Consider the following 18,477-nt stretch of genomic DNA (forward strand, 5'->3'; position numbering starts at 1 on the left):
ATTCGAAAGTAATTTAATCTTCATATGCAAGATGAGAGGCAAAAACATGATCTTCAATATTCAGCGTTACTCTACCCACGATGGCCCCGGTATTCGTACCGTGGTGTTCCTGAAAGGCTGCTCGCTGGGCTGTCGCTGGTGTCAGAACCCGGAAAGCCGCTCCCGCAGTCGGGACGTGCTGTTTGATGCGCGTCTGTGCCTGGACGGCTGCGACCTGTGTCAGCAGGCGGCACCAGACTGTATCGAACGCGCGCTGAATGGCCTGGTCATCCACCGCGAAAAGCTGAGTGAAGAGACGCTTAATGCCCTCACCAACTGCTGTCCGACGCAGGCGCTTACCGTCTGTGGTGAAGAACAGCAGGTCGAGGAGATCATGGCGACCGTACTGCGCGACAAACCCTTTTACGACCGCAGCGGCGGCGGGATCACCCTCTCCGGCGGTGAGCCGTTTATGAACCCTGAGCTGGCACATGCTCTGTTTAAAACCAGCCACGAACAGGGTATCCACACCGCCGTGGAAACCTGCCTTCACGTGCCGTGGCACTATATCGCGCCGTCACTACCGTATGTCGATCTGTTCCTCGCCGACCTGAAGCACGTCGACGGTGAGGTGTTCAAACAGTGGACGGACGGTTCGGCTAAGCGAATCCTGGATAACCTGAAACGCCTTGCGGCTGCCGGGAAAAAAATCACCGTCCGCGTGCCGCTGATTCAGGGCTTTAACGCCGATGAAGCCTCAGTTACCGCCATTACCAACTTCGCCGCCGATGAACTCGGCGTCGAGGATATTCATTTTCTGCCGTATCACACGCTGGGCATGAACAAATACACCCTGCTCGGCCAACCCTACTCTGCCCCTGACAAACCGCTGGATAACCCTGCCCTGCTGGACTTCGCGCAGCAGTACGCCTGCCAGAAAGGGTTAACCGCGACCTTACGAGGATAAAATTATGACAACCCTGAATCTCAACACCCTCAGCGAGCGCATTAAAGCGCATAAAACGGCCCTGGTGCATATCGTCAAGCCGCCGGTCTGTACCGAGCGCGCGCAGCATTACACCGAAATGTATCAGCAGCACATGGACAAGCCGATCCCGGTGCGTCGCGCCCTGGCGCTGGCGCATCACCTGGCGGAACGTACCATCTGGATAAAACACGACGAGCTGATCGTCGGTAACCAGGCAAGCGAAGTGCGCGCCGCACCGATCTTCCCGGAATACACCGTCTCCTGGATTGAGAAAGAGATCGACGATCTGGCCGACCGTCCGGGCGCAGGCTTTGCGGTGAGCGAAGAGAACAAACGCGTGCTGCACGACATCTGCCCGTGGTGGCGCGGCCAGACGGTGCAGGATCGCTGCTACGGGATATTCACCGACGAGCAGAAAGGCCTGCTGGAAACCGGCATTATCAAAGCGGAAGGCAACATGACCTCCGGCGACGCGCACCTGGCCGTTAACTTCCCGCTGGTGCTGGAGAAAGGTCTCGACGGCCTGCGTGCCAAAGTGGCCGAACGCCGCTCGCGCATCAATCTGACGGTGCTGGAAGACCTGCACGGGGATCAGTTCCTGAAAGCCATTGATATCGTGCTGGAAGCGGTAAGCCTGCACATCACGCGTTTTGCCGACCTGGCGCGTGAAATGGCCGCGACCGAAACCCGCGAAAGCCGCCGCGACGAGCTGCTCGCAATGGCGGAAAACTGCGACATCATTGCCCACCAACCGCCAAAAACCTTCTGGCAGGCGCTGCAGCTGTGCTACTTCATTCAGCTGATCCTGCAGATTGAGTCCAACGGCCACTCCGTCTCCTTCGCGCGCATGGACCAGTATCTCTATCCGTACTACCGCCGCGACGTCGAGCTGAACCAGAGCCTGGATCGCGAACACGCCATCGAACTGCTGCACAGCTGCTGGCTGAAGCTGCTGGAAGTGAACAAGATCCGCTCCGGCTCGCACTCCAAGGCTTCCGCCGGTAGCCCGCTGTACCAGAACGTCACCATCGGCGGCCAGAAGCTGGTCAACGGCGAGCCGATGGACGCGGTGAACCCGCTCTCCTACGCGATTCTGGAATCCTGCGGTCGCCTGCGCTCCACCCAGCCAAACCTGAGCGTGCGTTACCACGCGGGCATGAGCAACGACTTCCTCGACGCCTGCGTGCAGGTGATCCGCTGCGGCTTCGGCATGCCCGCGTTCAACAACGATGAAATCGTGATCCCGGAATTCATCAAGCTCGGCGTTGAACGAGACGATGCCTACGACTACGCGGCCATCGGCTGCATCGAAACCGCGGTCGGCGGTAAGTGGGGTTACCGCTGCACCGGGATGAGCTTTATCAACTTTGCCCGCGTGATGCTGGCCGCGCTGGAAGGCGGGCGCGACGCCACCAGCGGCAAGGTGTTCCTGCCGCAGGAGAAAGCGCTATCTGCCGGTAACTTCGACAACTTCGACGAAGTAATGGCGGTGTGGGACAGCCAGATCCGCTACTACACCCGCAAATCCATCGAGATTGAGTACGTGGTGGACACCATGCTGGAAGAGAACGTCCACGATATTCTCTGCTCGGCGCTGGTGGACGACTGCATCGAGCGCGCGAAAAGCATCAAGCAGGGCGGCGCGAAATATGACTGGGTCTCCGGCCTGCAGGTGGGCATCGCCAACCTCGGCAACAGCCTGGCGGCGGTCAAGAAGCTGGTATTCGAACAGGGCATTATCGGTCAGCAACAGCTGGCGGCGGCGCTGGCGGATGACTTCGACGGGCTGACCCACGAGCAGTTGCGTCAGCGTCTGATCAACGGCGCACCGAAGTACGGCAACGATGACGACAGCGTGGACATGCTGCTGACGCGCGCCTATCAGACCTACATTGAAGAGCTGAAGCAGTACCACAACCCGCGCTACGGCCGCGGCCCGATTGGCGGTAACTACTACGCGGGCACCTCCTCTATATCCGCAAACGTGCCGTTTGGCGCGGCGACAATGGCCACCCCGGACGGACGTAAGGCGCACACCCCGCTGGCGGAAGGCGCAAGCCCGGCCTCCGGTACGGACCACCTCGGCCCGACGGCGGTCATTGGCTCGGTGGGTAAACTGCCGACGGAAGCGATTCTCGGCGGCGTGCTGCTGAACCAGAAGCTCAACCCGTCGACGCTGGAAAACGACAGCGATCGCCAGAAGCTGATGGTGCTGCTGCGCACCTTCTTCGAGGTGCATAAAGGCTGGCATATCCAGTACAACATCGTCTCACGCGAAACGCTTCTGGAAGCGAAGAAACATCCTGACCAGTATCGTGACCTGGTGGTGCGCGTCGCGGGCTACTCGGCGTTCTTCACCGCCCTGTCGCCGGATGCGCAGGACGATATTATCGCCCGTACTGAGCATACGCTGTAACGGTGTATCCCTTAAGGGGAAATGCGCACGCTGATGCCCTCACCCCGGCCCTCTCCCACAGGGAGAGGGAGAAAACACTAAAAACGGCAACCCAGGTTGCCGTTTTGCTTCTGCTTTCGAATGAAATTAAATTTGTGCTCCCCGTCACCTTGTTATTAGAATGTTTCAAAACGCAGTGACCCAGGAGCACAGTATGACCGTTAAAGTTATCGTCACCGATATGGACGGAACTTTCCTTGATGATGCCAAGCAGTACGATCGTGACCGCTTCCAGGCACAGTTTGAACAGCTTAAAGCCCGCAATATTGAATTCGTTGTCGCCAGCGGCAACCAGTATTACCAGCTCATCTCCTTCTTTCCGCAGCTGAAAGACAGGATCTCCTTCGTGGCGGAAAACGGCGCGCTGGTGTTCGATCGCGGCGAGCAGATTTTCCACGGCGAGCTGACGCGTCATGAATCGCAAATCGTGATTGGCGAACTGCTGAAAGACAAAGGGCTGAACTTTGTGGCCTGCGGGCTGGAGAGCGCCTACGTCAGCGATAAAGCGCCCGATGAATTCGTCAAGCTCATGTCAAAACACTATCACCGCTTAAAACGCGTCAGCGATTACCACGAGATTGATGACGTACTGTTTAAGTTTTCCCTGAACCTGCCGGACAGCGATATCCCGAATCTGGTCGACAAACTGCACGTGTCGCTGGACGGCATTATGAAGCCGGTCACCAGCGGCTTTGGTTTTGTCGATTTGATTATCCCCGGCCTGCACAAGGCCAACGGCATCAGCCGCCTGCTGAAACGCTGGGCTGTCTCCCCGCAAGAGTGTGTCGGCATTGGCGACAGCGGCAACGATGCCGAAATGTTGAAGCTGGTGAAATACTCCTTCGCCATGGGCAATGCGGCAGAGAGCATTAAAGAAATCAGCCGCTATAGCACAGACGACAACAATCGTCAGGGTGCGCTGAACGTCATTCAGGCCGTGCTCGACAACCATTCCCCGTTCGACGTCTGATCCTTTCCTCGCCGGAGCGTCGCTCCGGCCTCTCACTCTTTTTCCGTCCTGTGGCTTGCGTCAAGTTTTTAAACTTGCATTAACTTAATTTTAACTTAAAGTATCACTTGTAGACATTTTTACTTTCGAATGAAAGATGCGAGGCAGTTATGACCTTTACCAGTGAAACCTTGCCAGCGGATCACAAAGCGGCAATCCGTCAGTTAAAACGCGAGTTACGCGCACAGATAGGTGACGTACAGGCGGTGTTCAATAAGCTCAGCGATAAGATCGCCACCCGCGTGGCGGAAATCAACGCCCTGAAAAACAAAGGCGAGTCTGTCTGGCCAGTGATTCCGTTTGCGGACGTGAAAAACGGCACCCTCACCGCAGAACAGCGCGAAGCCGTTAAACGCCGCGGCTGCGCGGTGATTAAAGGTCATTTCCCGCGCGAGCAGGCGCTGGCGTGGGATCAGTCGATGCTCGACTACCTCGATCTCAACCAGTTTGACGAGGTCTATAAAGGGCCCGGCGATAACTTCTTCGGCACCCTAACGGCCTCTCGCCCGGAGATTTACCCCATTTACTGGTCTCAGGCGCAAATGCAGGCGCGCCAGAGCGAAGAGATGGCGCAGGTGCAGTCGTTCCTGAACCGTTTATGGACATTCGAGAGCAACGGTAAAACATGGTTCGACCCGGACGTAAGCGTGATTTATCCGGATCGTATTCGCCGCCGTCCGCCGGGCACCACCTCGAAAGGGCTCGGCGCGCATACCGATTCCGGCGCGCTGGAGCGCTGGCTGCTGCCGGCCTATCAGCAGGTGTTTGCCCGCGTGTTTGACGGCAACGTCGAGAAATACGATCCGTGGAACGCCGCGCACCGCACCGAAGTGGAAGAGTACACCGTCGATAACACCACCAAATGCTCGGTGTTCCGCACCTTCCAGGGCTGGACGGCGCTGTCGGATATGATCCCCGGACAGGGCTTGCTGCACGTCGTGCCAATCCCGGAGGCCATGGCTTATATCCTGCTGCGTCCGCTGCTGGACGACGTGCCGGAAGACGAACTTTGCGGCGTGGCGCCGGGGCGCGTGCTGCCGGTTTCCGAGAAGTGGCACCCGCTGCTGATCGAGGCACTGACCAGCATTCCGGCGCTGGAAGCGGGCGATTCCGTGTGGTGGCACTGCGATGTGATCCACTCCGTCGCGCCGGTGGAAAATCAGCAGGGCTGGGGCAACGTGATGTACATCCCTGCCGCACCAATGTGCGAGAAGAACCTCGCCTACGCGAAGAAGGTCAAGGAAGCGCTGGAAACCGGCGCGTCGCCGGGAGACTTCCCGCGTGAAGATTATGAAAAAACCTGGCAGGACCGCTTTACCGTGAACGATCTCAACATCCACGGCAAGCGTGCGCTGGGCATGGTTTAACTGTCGTACAGCCCTTCCCGCTCCACGGCGGTGCGTCGTTTTCCCTGACGTATCCGCCGTACCGATTCCCGTACGGTCAACGTGCCGTTAAGCAGTAACGTCCCCACCGGCGCGTCCGGGCGCATCAGCCGTTGCTGGAGCATATGCACCGCTTCCGTTCCCAGCTCATCGCGGGGGACATGCACGGCCGTCAGAGGCACATCCTGAATCGCCGCCAGGTTAAACCCGTCAATGCTCATCACCGACACGTCCTGCGGCACGCGCAGACCGTGGTTTTGTAATGCGCTAATGGTGCCCGCCGCCATAAAGTCGCCGCCGACCAGAAACGCGGTTGGTAAATCCTTCCCCTGCACTTCACTGAGCCAGCTGCTGACCATCTGTTCCGTTTCACGCGCGCTGAAGCTGGGCACCACCAGCAGATCGCGTTTATCGTTGTAGGTCAGATTGTGGGACTGCCACGCATCGCGGATCCCCGACAGGCGCAGCTCCATGGTGTAGCGCCGCAGGCACAGCACGTTCATCACCTCGCGGTGCCCCATCTCGAACAGATATTCAGCCGCCCGCTCGCCAATCGCGCGATGGTCCGGCGCGACGGCAGGCAGCCGCATGTGCCGGTCGCGGCAGTTAATCAGCATGCAGGGTTTACCCACATCCACCGCCAGATCGTGGATGTGCGGATCGTCGATGCCAAGAAGGATTGCCGCCTGAGTATCCGATTCGTTCATGCGTGCCAGAAACAGCTGGGCGTCACTGTCATTCTCCTCCAGTGCGCAGTAGCGAAGGCGCACATCGTGGGACGCCAGGCCTTTACTCACGCTCTGGATCACGCGGTAGTAAAAGATGTCGGACCGCTCGTCGAAGGCGCGCTGGGGGGCAAAAACCACCAGGCTGTTGAGCAGTAACCGTCCCGCCGCCATGCCCTCCATCACCCCCAGCTCCCGCGCGCACGCCAGCACTTTTGCACGCGCTTTTTCACTGGTATTCGCTTTCCCCGCCAGCACCCGTGACACGGTGCTGATCGAGAGCTGCGTACGGGCTGCGATTTCGGTGATTTTTAGCCTTTTGTCCATTTTGTGATCTGTCTCCATTTGCTAAATGAAAAAATTTTCATAGCGTATCTGTCAGGTAATAACTGGCATAAAGGTGATCATGCCAGAGGGTTTACGTTAGTTATGAGAAATTTTTCACAAAATCCACTATTGCCCACTCATTTTCTCCCTTAAGGTGAACTTGTCACACAACTTCCATACTAGTTGTATACCAACTCAGACAGTTTAAACGGATAGAAATCAAAGGCATAAAAATCTGTGTGACACCTGAACCTCCGTCCCCTTACCGTCCGTCTTGTGGAGAGTAAAATGAGTCAGGACATCAATAACACCGTTGCGACAAGCAAAACCCGTCGCGTCATCAAGAACCTGCGCTGGTACGTGCTGGTGCTGTTCTTACTTGGCGTCACCGTTAACTACATTACCCGAAATTCACTGGGGATCCTCGCCCCGGAACTGAAAGAGAGCCTCGGGATCACCACCGAGCAATACTCCTGGATCGTCGGCGCGTTCCAGATTGCCTATACCATTTTCCAGCCCCTGTGCGGCTGGCTGATTGACGTTATCGGCCTGAAAATCGGCTTTATGGTCTGCGCCGGGATCTGGGCGCTGATGTGTATTTTCCACGCGGGCGCCGGAAGCTGGCTGCACCTGGCTATTCTGCGCTTCTTTATGGGCGCGTCTGAGGCCGCCGCTACCCCGGCGAACGCCAAAACCATCGGCGAATGGTTTCCGAAATCAGAACGTCCTGTTGCCGCCGGCTGGGCGGGCGTGGGCTTCTCCATCGGCGCGATGCTGGCTCCGCCTATCATCTACTTTGCTCACGCCTCGTTCGGCTGGCAGGGCGCGTTTATGTTTACCGGCGTGCTGGCGCTGCTGTGGGTGATCCTCTGGTGGGCGTTCTACCACAACCCGGAGCAGCACCCGAACCTGAGCAAAGACGAGCTGGCGTTTATCAAGCAGGATAACGAACCGCCTGCGGTGAGACTGCCCTTCCTGACCGCGCTGAAAACCGTCTCGAAAAACAAACGTTTCTACGGTATCGCCATCCCGGCCTTTATGGCGGAACCGGCCTGGGCGGTGCTGAGCTTCTGGGTGCCGCTGTACCTCGCCAAAGAGCACGGCATGGATCTGAAGCAAATTGCGATGTTTGCCTGGTTGCCGTTCCTCGCCGCCGATCTCGGCAGCGTGGCGAGTGGCTACCTGACGCGTCTGTACACCCGTCTGTTCGGCTGCTCCCGCGTTAACTCCGTGGTCGCAAGCTCCGTGACGGGCGCGTTCCTGATGATCTCTCTGGGCATCGTGGCCATTACCCGCGACCCGTATATCACTATCGTGCTGATCTCCATCGGCGGCTTCGGGCACCAGATCATCTCCTGCATGCTCAGCGCCCTGGTCGTTGAGTCGTTCGACAAAGGCCAGATGGCGACCGTCAACGGCATGCGCGGTTCTGCGGCGTGGATCGCCAGCTTCCTGTTCTCGCTGTTAATCGGTATGACTGCCGACAAAATCGGCTTTAACCCGCTCTTTATTGCCATGGGCTTCTTTGACCTGATTGGCGCTGTCTTCCTGGTAGCATTTATTGCTGAACGTCGCGCTAAGCGCGCCTGATAGTGGATGTATTGCATATGAAAACCCTGAAAAGCTGGACCCTTGATACGCAGTCGGCAAACCATCTTGAACTGCTGGTCGATAACCAGCACCGCCTGTGCCTGTATGTGCTGGAAGAGAACCTTTTCCGCGTGCTGATTAAGCACAAAGGCGAGCTGGCGCTGGACCGCACCTGGAGTATCGCACCGGAAAAAGACGTACCCTGGGAAGGTCGCCGTCGTGACGACATAAGCGGGTTCTCCTGCCCGGCCTGGACCCTGATGCAGCAGGGTGAGACGTTAACCGTGGCAACCGAACAGCTGCGCGTGACCGTCCACCAGCCGCTGTGGCTGGAGTGGCACTACCGCGACGAGGCGGGTGAGTGGCAGCCGCTGGTTACTGACCGTCCAACCAGCGCCTACCTGCTGAACGCCCACGGCGATGGCGTGGCGCACTACCTCAGCCGCCGTAAGGACGAGCGTTTCTACGGCCTGGGCGAGAAAGCGGGCGATCTGCAGCGCAACGGCAAACGCTATGAGATGCGCAACCTCGACGCGATGGGCTATAACGCGGCCAGCACCGACCCGCTGTACAAGCACATTCCGTTCACTATCGCCCACCGCGACGACGTCAGCTACGGTCTGTTCTACGACAACCTGAGCAGTTGCTGGCTGGATCTGGGTAACGAAATCGACAACTACCACACCGCCTATCGTCGCTGGCAGGCGGAAGCGGGCGATATCGATTACTACATCTTTACCGGCAAGCGCGTGCTGGACGTCACCAAAGCTTTTGTTCGCCTGACCGGGAAAACGCTGTTCGGACCGAAATGGAGCCTGGGCTACAGCGGCTCGACCATGCACTACACCGACGCGCCGGACGCCCAGAATCAGCTGATGAACTTCATCCGCCTGTGCGAAGAGCACGCCATTCCATGCGACTCGTTCCAGCTCTCCTCCGGCTATACCTCCATCAACGGCAAGCGCTACGTCTTTAACTGGAACTATGACAAGGTGCCGCAGCCGAAGGTGATGAGCCAGGCGTTCCACGACGCGGGGCTGAAGCTTGCGGCAAACATCAAGCCGTGCCTGCTGCAGGACCATCCGCGCTATAACGAAGTGGCGGAAAGCGGCCTGTTTATTCGCGATTCAGAAACCGATGCACCGGAACGTTCCAGCTTCTGGGATGACGAAGGATCGCACCTCGACTTTACCAACCCGCAGACGGTGCAGTGGTGGCAGAACAGCGTCACCACGCAGCTGCTGGAGATGGGTATCGACTCCACCTGGAACGACAACAACGAATATGAAGTGTGGGACGGGGAAGCGCGCTGCTTTGGCTTCGGCAAGGAGATCGCCATCAAGCACATTCGCCCGGTGATGCCGCTGCTGATGATGCGCGCCTCGCTGGAAGCACAGCAGCGTTTCGCGCCGGAAAAGCGTCCGTATCTAATCTCCCGCTCCGGCTGCGCCGGGATGCAGCGCTACGTCCAGACCTGGAGCGGCGATAACCGTACCAACTGGGACACCCTGCGCTATAACATCCGCATGGGGCTTGGCATGAGCCTGTCCGGGCTGTTCAACGTCGGCCATGACGTCGGCGGTTTCTCAGGCGACAAACCGGACGCCGAGCTGTTCGTGCGCTGGGTGCAGAACGGCGTGATGCATCCGCGCTTTACCATTCACTCGTGGAACGATGACCACACCGTGAACGAGCCGTGGATGTATCCGGGCGTCACGCCAGCCATTCGCGGCGCGGTTGAGCTGCGTTACCGCCTGCTGCCGTACCTCTACACCCTACTCTGGCAGGCGCACGCCGACGATGAGCCGATGCTGCGCCCGACCTTCCTCGACCACGAGCACGATGCGCAGACCTTCGAAGAGTGCGATGACTTCCTGCTGGGCCGTGACCTGCTGGTGGCCAGCGTCGTCGAAGCCGGGCAGCGCGAGCGCTGCGTCTGGCTGCCGGATAACGACACCGGCTGGTACGATTTTTACACCCACGCGTGGTATGCGGGCGGACAATCAGTCGTCCTCGACGCGCCGCTGGAAAAACTGCCGCTGCTGGTGCGCGCCGGTGCCGGTCTGCCGCTCAGCGAACGCATTACCCACGTGAGCGCCGAGAAAGACAACACCCGCGAGCTGAAGCTGTTCCCGGTGAAGGGCGTCGGGACAACCTCGGGCATGCTGTTTGAAGACGATGGCGAAAGCTGGGGCTACCAGAACGGCAATGCGCTGTGGGTGGAATGGGAAATGGTGTGCGACGGCGCAACCATCAACCTGAAGGTTAACGCGCGCGGGGATTATCGTCCGGCGTGGAACGCGCTGAAGGTGTCGTTACCGGCGGGGGAAAAACGTAAGCTGCTGGTGAATGGGGTTGAAGGGGGCGAGTGGGTGGTGTAGTGCGGCCTGATGCCCTCACCCTACCCCTCTCCCACTGGGAGAGGGAACAGAACGTAGGCCGGGTAAGGCGAAGCCGCCACCCGGCTTTTTTTAGTTCTCGATACCTTTACTGCGCAGGTAATCTTCGTAGTTTCCGGTAAAGTCCACCACGCGCTCTGGCGTAATTTCGATCACGCGGGTCGCCAGCGAGCTGACGAACTCGCGGTCGTGAGAGACGAAGATCAGGGTGCCCTGATACATCTCCAGCGCCATGTTCAGGGATTCGATAGATTCCATATCCAGGTGGTTAGTCGGTTCATCCATCACCAGAATATTCGGTTTTTCCATCATCAGCTTGCCGAACAGCATGCGGCCCTTCTCACCACCGGAGAGCACTTTGGCCGGCTTTTTGATGTCGTCCTGGCTGAACAGCAGACGCCCCAGAATGCTGCGCACCGCCTGCTCGTCGTCGCCTTCCTGCTTCCACTGGCTCATCCAGTCGAAGACGGTGAGGTCGTTTTCGAACTCGTATTCATGGTCCTGCGCGTAGTAACCAATCTGCGCGTTTTCAGACCACTTCACGGTGCCGTTGTCCGGCTGCAGTTCGCCGACCAGGGTTTTCAGCATGGTGGATTTACCCACGCCGTTGGCACCGAGGATGGCAATCTTCTCGCCCACTTCCAGCAGCAGGTTGAATTTTTTAAACAGCGGGCCGTTCTCAAAGCCTTTTGCCAGGGCTTCCACTTCCAGCGCGTTGCGGAACAGTTTCTTGTCCTGCTCGAAGCGGATGAACGGGTTCTGACGGCTGGAGGCTTTGACTTCGTCCAGTTTGATTTTGTCGATCTGACGCGCACGCGAGGTCGCCTGACGCGACTTAGAGGCGTTGGCGCTAAAGCGGCTGACGAAGGACTGCAGGTCAGCAATCTGCGCTTTCTTCTTGGCGTTATCCGCCAGCAGACGCTCACGCGCCTGGGTGGCCGCCGTCATGTACTCGTCGTAGTTGCCCGGGTAAACGCGCAGCTCGCCGTAGTCCAGATCCGCCATGTGCGTACAGACCATGTTCAGGAAGTGACGGTCGTGCGAAATGATGATCATGGTGCTGTCGCGATCGTTCAGCGTCTGCTCCAGCCAGCGGATGGTGTCGATGTCCAGGTTGTTCGTCGGTTCGTCGAGCAGCAGGATGTCCGGGTTAGAGAACAGCGCCTGTGCCAGCAGCACACGCAGCTTCCAGCCTGGTGCCACTTCGCTCATCGGACCGTAGTGTTGTTCAACCGGAATGCCCACGCCCAGCAGCAGCTCGCCCGCGCGCGCTTCCGCAGAGTAACCGTCCATCTCACCGTACTGCGTTTCCAGCTCGGCCACTTTGTAGCCGTCTTCTTCGCTCATTTCGGCCAGCGCGTAGATGCGATCGCGCTCCTGCTTCACTTCCCACAGTTCCCCATGCCCCATGATCACAGTGTCGAGCACGGTGAACTCTTCGAAGGCGAACTGATCCTGACGCAGCTTACCGATACGCTCGTTAGGGTCGAGCGATACGTTGCCGAGCGTCGGCTCCAGGTCACTGCCGAGGATCTTCATAAAGGTGGATTTTCCGCTACCGTTGGCACCAATCAGGCCGTAACGGTTGCCGCCGCCAAATTTGACGGAAATGTTTTCGAACAGCGGCTTACTGCCAAACTGCATAGTGACGTTGCTGGTAACTAACACGGGGAGATTCCTGCGAAAAGTGTGATAAACACGGCATTATGCCACAATTCCGAATTGAGATCCCGTGTTGCGGCAATCCACTAAACTTTAACAAAATCGAAAAAAATGTGATTTCGTACACATCTGAATTCCCTGTGAGCGGGAATGCACATATAATGCGCTCCCATCACAGATTCAGACTTATCAACTCATCGCCAGAATGGCTTAGATACCTCGCACAACATGAACATGAAATTAACAACGCTTTTTGCGGCGGCGTTAGCCGTAGTAGGTTTTTGTAAGACCGCGTCTGCGGTGACGTATCCCCTGCCAACAGACGGTAGCCGTCTGGTGGGCCAGAACCAGGTTGTGACGGTACCAGAAGGTAACTCCCAGCCACTGGAGTATTTCGCTGCGCAGTACCAGCTGGGCCTGTCTAACATGCTGGAAGCGAACCCGGGCGTTGACCCGTATCTGCCGAAAGCGGGTACCGTGCTGAATATTCCTCAGCAGCTGATCCTGCCGGATACCGTTCATGAAGGTATCGTGATTAACAGCGCCGAAATGCGTCTGTATTACTACCCGAAAGGCACCAACACCGTGATCGTGCTGCCAATCGGTATTGGCCAGCTGGGTAAAGATACCCCAATGAACTGGACCACCAAAGTTGAGCGTAAGAAAGCGGGCCCAACCTGGACCCCTACCGCCAAAATGCACGCGGAATACATCGCTGCGGGCGAACCGCTGCCAGCCGTTGTGCCGGCAGGCCCGGATAACCCAATGGGCCTGTACGCGCTGTATATTGGCCGCCTGTACGCTATCCACGGCACCAACGCTAACTTCGGTATCGGCCTGCGCGTAAGCCACGGCTGCGTGCGCCTGCGTAACGACGACATCAAATTCCTGTTCGAAAACGTGCCGGTTGGTACGCGCGTGCAGTTCATCGACGAACCGGTGAAAGCGACCTCAGAGCCAGACGGCAGCCGCTACATTGAAGTGCACAATCCGCTGTCCACCAGCGAAGACCAGATCAACAACAACGAAGTCGTTCCTGTGACGCTGAACAGCGCGGTGCAGGCGGTGACTTCTCAGCCAGACGTAGAAACGGCGATTGTTGACCAGGCCGTGCAGAACCGCTCCGGTATGCCGGTGCGTTTGAACTGATAATGAAGCATTAAAAAAGCGGGCCTCGTTGCCCGCTTTTTTTTTACCCGTTATTCACGATCACGATCCCGCCGTGGTCGTAGCGATAGTGGCAGTGGGCATACTCCAGCGGTGTGCCATCCTCCAGATAAATCACCTGCTCCACTTCCAGTACGGGATCGGTCTGCTCGCAGACCAGATGTTCCCTGTCCAGCGCGTTGGGCTTAAGCGCCCGCACCACCCGGTACGACCCCATAATTTTCAGCCCCAGCGTTTCCTGCACGTACTGGAACACCGAACCTTCAAGATGGTTTTTCGTCAGGCCCGGCACCAGATTCATCGGCATCACTGTGGAATCCAGCGACATAGGTTCACCGTTCAGCAAACGGAGTCGAATGAAGTCATAGATCGGCGCATCGGCGTTAATCATCAGCGACGCCTGCTCTTTCTCGTTCGGGAAGCGCAGCTCGAAATGCACTACCTGGCTGGTCACCGTGCCCAGATGTTCCCAGGTTTTGGTCGCGCCAAAGTAGTCGCTGCCGGAAAGATCCCACTGCGAAAGCTGGAGGAAATTTTTACGGATGAACGTGCCCTGCCCCTGACGGGTATAGACCAGACCTTCGACAATCAGCTGGCGCATCGCCTGCTGGATGGTCATCCGGCTGGAGTTGAACTCCGCCGCCAGCGCAAACTGGTCCGGCAGGGGTTCGTTGGCGGCGTACTGCTGGCTGATAATGCGTTTCTTAATTTCCCGCGCTATGGTGATGTACTTCGCCGCCATCGTCCTTCCTTTCAGTTAGTTTTCTATCCCGCTGTTTTTCAACGCCACTCGCTCGGCAATCTTGAGGAAAGGCAGGTAGAAGAATACACCAAATACGATGATTGCCAACTGCACCACCACCGCCCGCCAGTCCCCCGCCGTGGCCAGCCAGGCGCTGAGAATGGGCGGCGTGGTCCACGGGATCATCACCACGCAGCGCGACATTAACCCCAGCGTGGTACAGAGCCAGGCGAAATAAATGCCGATGGCGGGCAGCAGCACAAACGGAATCATCAGCGGCAGGTTAAACACGATCGGCAGGCCGAAAATCACCGGCTCGTTGATGTTGAATAAACCGGGCGCCAGCGACAGACGCGCCACCTGCTTCGCCGACTTTTGTCGGGAGAAGATAAAGATGGCAATCAGCAGCGAGATCGTGCTGCCCGTGCCGCCCACCATGCCAAACGTCGGCACGAAGATGTTATTGATAATATGCGGGATGGGCTGACCGTTGGCGAAGGCCAGCATGTTCTCGTTGGTGTTGATCAGCAGGAACGGCTCCAGCACCACGCTGTTAACGACGGACTGATGAATACCGAGCGTGAACAGGAAGTTACCGAAGCTGTAGATGAAGATCGTCCCCGGCAGGCTGGTGTTGATCAGCCGCAGCGGCTGCTGAATGAAGGTAGTGATCAGATGGATCAGATCCGTGTGCAGCACGTTTGCCAGTATGGCCGCCAGCACCGCAAACAGGGAGAGCGTGAGGATGGTCGGGATCAGCGCGGTAAAGGATTTACTCACCGCCGGAGGCACGTTTTCCCCGAGGGAAATGTGCAGCGCCTTCAGGCGCGAAATGGCGATAAACACTTCCGTTGAGAGCAGCCCAATCAGCACCCCGGCGAAAATCCCGGTTGAGCCAATATTGGCGAACGTCAGCACCTGGGTGACGCCCACCGCAGCGTCGCTGCCGACGGGCGTAATCTGTAAGCGCATCGGCATCATGATGATGAAGCTGCTGACAGCGATAACCACCGCCGAGACCGGATTGTCGAAATCTTTGTTGCGCGCCAGCGACCAGGCAATCATCGGGGCCAGCAGCAGCGCGGCGATGTTCAGCGTGCCGTTGATAATCGCCTCGCCCCACACCTTAAACTGCGCGAGCGTGTCGCCGTGAAAAATCCACGGAAACACCACGTTGTTCACCAGCACCGCCAGGCCGGCGAGGATGAATATGGGCATTACCGTGGCGAAGGCGTCGCGCAGGGAACGCAGGTGCACCTGGTTTGCCAGGCGCGCCGAGAACTCAACAAACTTATCGACAAAGGACTGCATGTGCGGTGTTATTTTTGTTTCAGACATAGCGGATAGTTCCCATCAATCAGTCACAAAAACGGCCCGGCAGCGTACGGCTTACATCTCGCGCCCGTTGGTATGGATAACCTGTTTTAACCACGCGTAGCTCTTCTTCGGCACGCGCTTCAGGTCTTTCAGATCGTGGTTTTCCCGGTTGACATAGACCACGCCGTAGCGCTTACGCATGTCGCCCTGAGAGCTGAGAATGTCGATTAACCCCCAGCCGAGGTAGCCGATCACCTCTGCCCCGTCCTCGAACATCGCCTCCTTCATGGCATCGATATGCGCCCGGTGGTAGTCGATGCGGTAGGTGTCCTCGATCGGATTTACGCCGTCCCAGGACTCAATCACCCCGATGCCGTTTTCGATCGGGAATACCGGCAGGCGCCAGTCGTTGGCGTAGCGGGTGATGATGGTGCGAAAGCCCAGCGGATCGATCTGCCAGTTCCACTCGGTGGCCTTCAGGTACGGGTTGTTTTTCTCGCCGTGCAGCAGGTAATAGTTGACCGGGGTGCCTTCCGGGATCGCATCGCTGTCCAGCGTTTTGCTGGCGTAGTAGCTGAAGGCCATATAGTCGTTTCGGGTGCGCGCCAGCAGCGCTAAATCCTCGGCGCGGTAGATATCGCCAAAGCCTTCCTGCTCTACCACCGCCATCACCGCCGGGCTGTAGCCCTGCCCGGCGAAGACGCGCAGCAGGTTCTGGTTGAGGAATTCGTCGTACTGCTGGGCGCAGAAGATATCGCGCGGTTTGCAGGTGGCCGGGTAGATCAGCTGGTGTGCCAGCATACCGCCCATCAGCTGACCGGGTCTGGTCTGGTGCAGATACTCGGTCAGCGCCATGTGCGCCACCATCGTATGATGCTGCAGCTCGTACAGCTCGCGCAGGGTTTGCTCGCCTTTCATATAGCCGGAAATGCGGAAGGCTTCCGGCATATGGAAGATGTTCTGCTCGTTAAAGGTCAGCCAGTACTTCACGCGGTCGCCATAGCAGTCGATCATCTTTTTGCCGTAGCGGATAAAGGCGTCCATCACGCGGCGGTCGTTGAAGCCGTTGTACTCCTGCGCCAGCGCCAGCGGCATATCGAAATGGTACAGGCAGACCATCGGCTCGATGCCGCGGGCGATCAGATCGTCGATAAAGCGGTCGTAAAACGCGATGCCCTCGTCGTTAAAATCGCCGTCGCCCTGGGGGCAGACGCGGCTCCAGGCGATCTGGAAGCGGTAGCAGTTCATGCCCAGATCCTGCATCAGGTCGAAATCTTCCCGGTAGCGGTGGTAGGAGTCGGTCGCGACTTTCCAGTCGGAAATGTTCTCCCCGGCTTCGCGAATGTCGTAGACCGACATGCCTTTCCCGCCCTCGTTCCAGGCACCTTCCGTCTGCATGCTGGATACCGAGTTGCCCCATAAAAAGTTGGCCGGCAGTGAATTGTTCATGGTTCCCCCCTATATGACTAGTCATTTAAAGTTTAATGACTAGTCATATAGGCGAAGATGAAAGGACGATCAAAGAGAAGGATCGTTTTTTGTGAGATGGATTGAAATAATGACCAGGGAAAGTAGCCCCGGTAAGCGAAGCGCCACCGGGGATGAAGGGGTATTACTGTGCGAGCTGATTGCGGCGATATTCACCCTGCCGCTCCAGCATCCAGCCGGGATATTCGCGCGGTAGCGCGCTCACCGCATCGAGCTGTTTAAGCTCCTCTTCGCTTAAGCGGATCCCGGTCGCGGCGATATTGTCGTCCAGCTGTTCAACGCGTTTGGCACCAATAATCACGCTGGTCACGGCTTTTTGATGCAGCAGCCACGCCAGCGCGATTTGCGCGACGGAGACGCCCTTGCTTTCGGCGATAGGGCGCATCACGTCCACGCAGTCGAAGGCGCGATCTTTATTCACCGGCGGGAAGTCAAACTCCAGACGGCGGCCACCGGCTTCACTCTGCCCGTCGCGGCCATATTTTCCGCTCAGCAGGCCGCCTGCCAGCGGGCTCCAGACCATCAGCCCGACGCCTTCGCTCTGCATCATCGGCATCAGGTCGCGCTCCAGATCGCGCCCGGCAATGGTGTAATACGCCTGCAACGACGCGAAACGCGCCAGCCCAAGACGTTCAGAAATACCGAGCGCTTTGGCAATCTGCCACGCCGCCCAGTTCGAGACGCCGATGTACCGGACGTGGCCGTGCTGCACCAGGTTATCCAGCGCATAAAGCATTTCTTCAATCGGCGTTGCAGGGTCGAAACCGTGAAGCTGGTAGAGATCGATATGATCGAGCTGCAGACGGCGCAGGCTCTCCTTCACGCTGCTGATGATGTGATAGCGCGAGCTGCCACGCGAGTTCACCCCTGCCGTTCCCGTTTCGCCGAACACTTTAGTGGCGACCACCACGTTCTCGCGCGGGATTTTCAGGTTTTTCAGCGCCTGACCGGTGATCTCCTCCGAACGTCCTTCCGAGTAAACGTCCGCGGTGTCGATAAAGTTGATCCCGGCATCCAGCGCGCGGCCCACCAGTTGCTCGGCCTCACTTTGCTGGAGCTGGCCAATCTTGCCCCACATGCCGCCCTCGCCGCCGAAGGTCATGGTGCCGAGGCACAGTTCAGAAACAAACAGACCGGTGTTGCCCAGTTTTTGATAACGCATAAGTTATTCCTCGCATGTCGATTGGGTACCCGATAGTTATACCCGCCCCTCAGCCATCGCGAATGTGGTGTTCCTGTCCGTT

At 58.0% G+C, this 18,477-nt stretch carries 13 protein-coding genes; 7 read left to right on the forward strand and 6 right to left on the reverse strand.

The genetic code is table 11. The annotated features are described in order from the left end of the window. Positions 1-46: 46 nt before the first annotated feature. The 4 genes from FU672_RS07345 (at position 47) to FU672_RS07360 (ending at position 5,798) form a co-directional block, all read left to right on the forward strand. Positions 47-946, forward strand: a complete 900-nt coding sequence (locus FU672_RS07345) for a glycyl-radical enzyme activating protein (RefSeq protein WP_148242747.1) — start codon at positions 47-49, stop codon at positions 944-946. A 4-nt stretch (positions 947-950) separates the two neighbouring features. Beyond that, complete coding sequence (locus FU672_RS07350; RefSeq protein ID WP_148242748.1) at positions 951-3,383, forward strand: formate C-acetyltransferase/glycerol dehydratase family glycyl radical enzyme; 2,433 nt, start codon at positions 951-953, stop codon at positions 3,381-3,383. A gap of 193 nt (positions 3,384-3,576) precedes the next feature. Beyond that, on the forward strand, positions 3,577-4,392 hold the full coding sequence (locus FU672_RS07355; RefSeq protein ID WP_148242749.1) for a Cof-type HAD-IIB family hydrolase: 816 nt from the start codon (positions 3,577-3,579) through the stop codon (positions 4,390-4,392). A 149-nt stretch (positions 4,393-4,541) separates the two neighbouring features. After that, a complete protein-coding gene (locus tag FU672_RS07360; protein WP_148242750.1) occupies positions 4,542-5,798 on the forward strand; it encodes a DUF1479 domain-containing protein in 1,257 nt (418 codons plus the stop codon). Here FU672_RS07360 and FU672_RS07365 read toward each other — a convergent pair. After that, the gene (locus tag FU672_RS07365; protein WP_148242751.1) at positions 5,795-6,868 is read right to left on the reverse strand and encodes a LacI family DNA-binding transcriptional regulator; all 1,074 of its coding nucleotides are present in this window, start codon (positions 6,866-6,868) and stop codon (positions 5,795-5,797) included. The two genes, FU672_RS07360 and FU672_RS07365, sit on opposite strands and share 4 nt — an antisense overlap. Positions 6,869-7,156: 288 nt before the next feature. On the opposite strand from FU672_RS07365, the gene FU672_RS07370 reads away from it, so the two are divergent. Together FU672_RS07370 and FU672_RS07375 are read left to right on the forward strand one after the other, a co-directional pair. Beyond that, the gene (locus FU672_RS07370; RefSeq protein ID WP_148242752.1) at positions 7,157-8,458 is read left to right on the forward strand and encodes an MFS transporter; all 1,302 of its coding nucleotides are present in this window, start codon (positions 7,157-7,159) and stop codon (positions 8,456-8,458) included. Positions 8,459-8,475: 17 nt separating this feature from the next. Then, positions 8,476-10,839: a glycoside hydrolase family 31 protein gene (locus tag FU672_RS07375; protein ID WP_148242753.1), complete on the forward strand. Its 2,364-nt coding sequence runs from the start codon at positions 8,476-8,478 to the stop codon at positions 10,837-10,839. Positions 10,840-10,929: 90 nt separating this feature from the next. Here FU672_RS07375 and FU672_RS07380 read toward each other — a convergent pair whose 3' ends face one another. Further along, a complete protein-coding gene (locus tag FU672_RS07380) occupies positions 10,930-12,525 on the reverse strand; it encodes an ABC-F family ATPase (RefSeq protein ID WP_148242754.1) in 1,596 nt (531 codons plus the stop codon). A gap of 222 nt (positions 12,526-12,747) precedes the next feature. Here FU672_RS07380 and ldtB point away from each other — a divergent pair, with 222 nt between their 5' ends. Further along, a complete protein-coding gene (gene ldtB / locus FU672_RS07385; protein ID WP_148242755.1) occupies positions 12,748-13,668 on the forward strand; it encodes a L,D-transpeptidase in 921 nt (306 codons plus the stop codon). Positions 13,669-13,711: 43 nt separating this feature from the next. Here ldtB and FU672_RS07390 read toward each other — a convergent pair whose 3' ends face one another. From FU672_RS07390 to FU672_RS07405, 4 genes are all read right to left on the reverse strand, one after another. Beyond that, complete coding sequence (locus tag FU672_RS07390) at positions 13,712-14,428, reverse strand: GntR family transcriptional regulator (protein ID WP_148242756.1); 717 nt, start codon at positions 14,426-14,428, stop codon at positions 13,712-13,714. A gap of 15 nt (positions 14,429-14,443) precedes the next feature. Then, positions 14,444-15,766: a PTS sugar transporter subunit IIC gene (locus FU672_RS07395; protein ID WP_148242757.1), complete on the reverse strand. Its 1,323-nt coding sequence runs from the start codon at positions 15,764-15,766 to the stop codon at positions 14,444-14,446. A 51-nt stretch (positions 15,767-15,817) separates the two neighbouring features. Then, complete coding sequence (locus FU672_RS07400) at positions 15,818-17,194, reverse strand: glycoside hydrolase family 1 protein (RefSeq protein ID WP_148242758.1); 1,377 nt, start codon at positions 17,192-17,194, stop codon at positions 15,818-15,820. 163 nt (positions 17,195-17,357) lie between these two features. Further along, positions 17,358-18,395: an aldo/keto reductase gene (locus tag FU672_RS07405; RefSeq protein WP_148242759.1), complete on the reverse strand. Its 1,038-nt coding sequence runs from the start codon at positions 18,393-18,395 to the stop codon at positions 17,358-17,360. Positions 18,396-18,477 lie beyond the last annotated feature (82 nt).

It is taken from the genome of Enterobacter asburiae, from assembly GCF_008080435.1.
In the GTDB taxonomy this organism is placed as follows: Bacteria; Pseudomonadota; Gammaproteobacteria; order Enterobacterales; family Enterobacteriaceae; genus Enterobacter; species Enterobacter asburiae_C.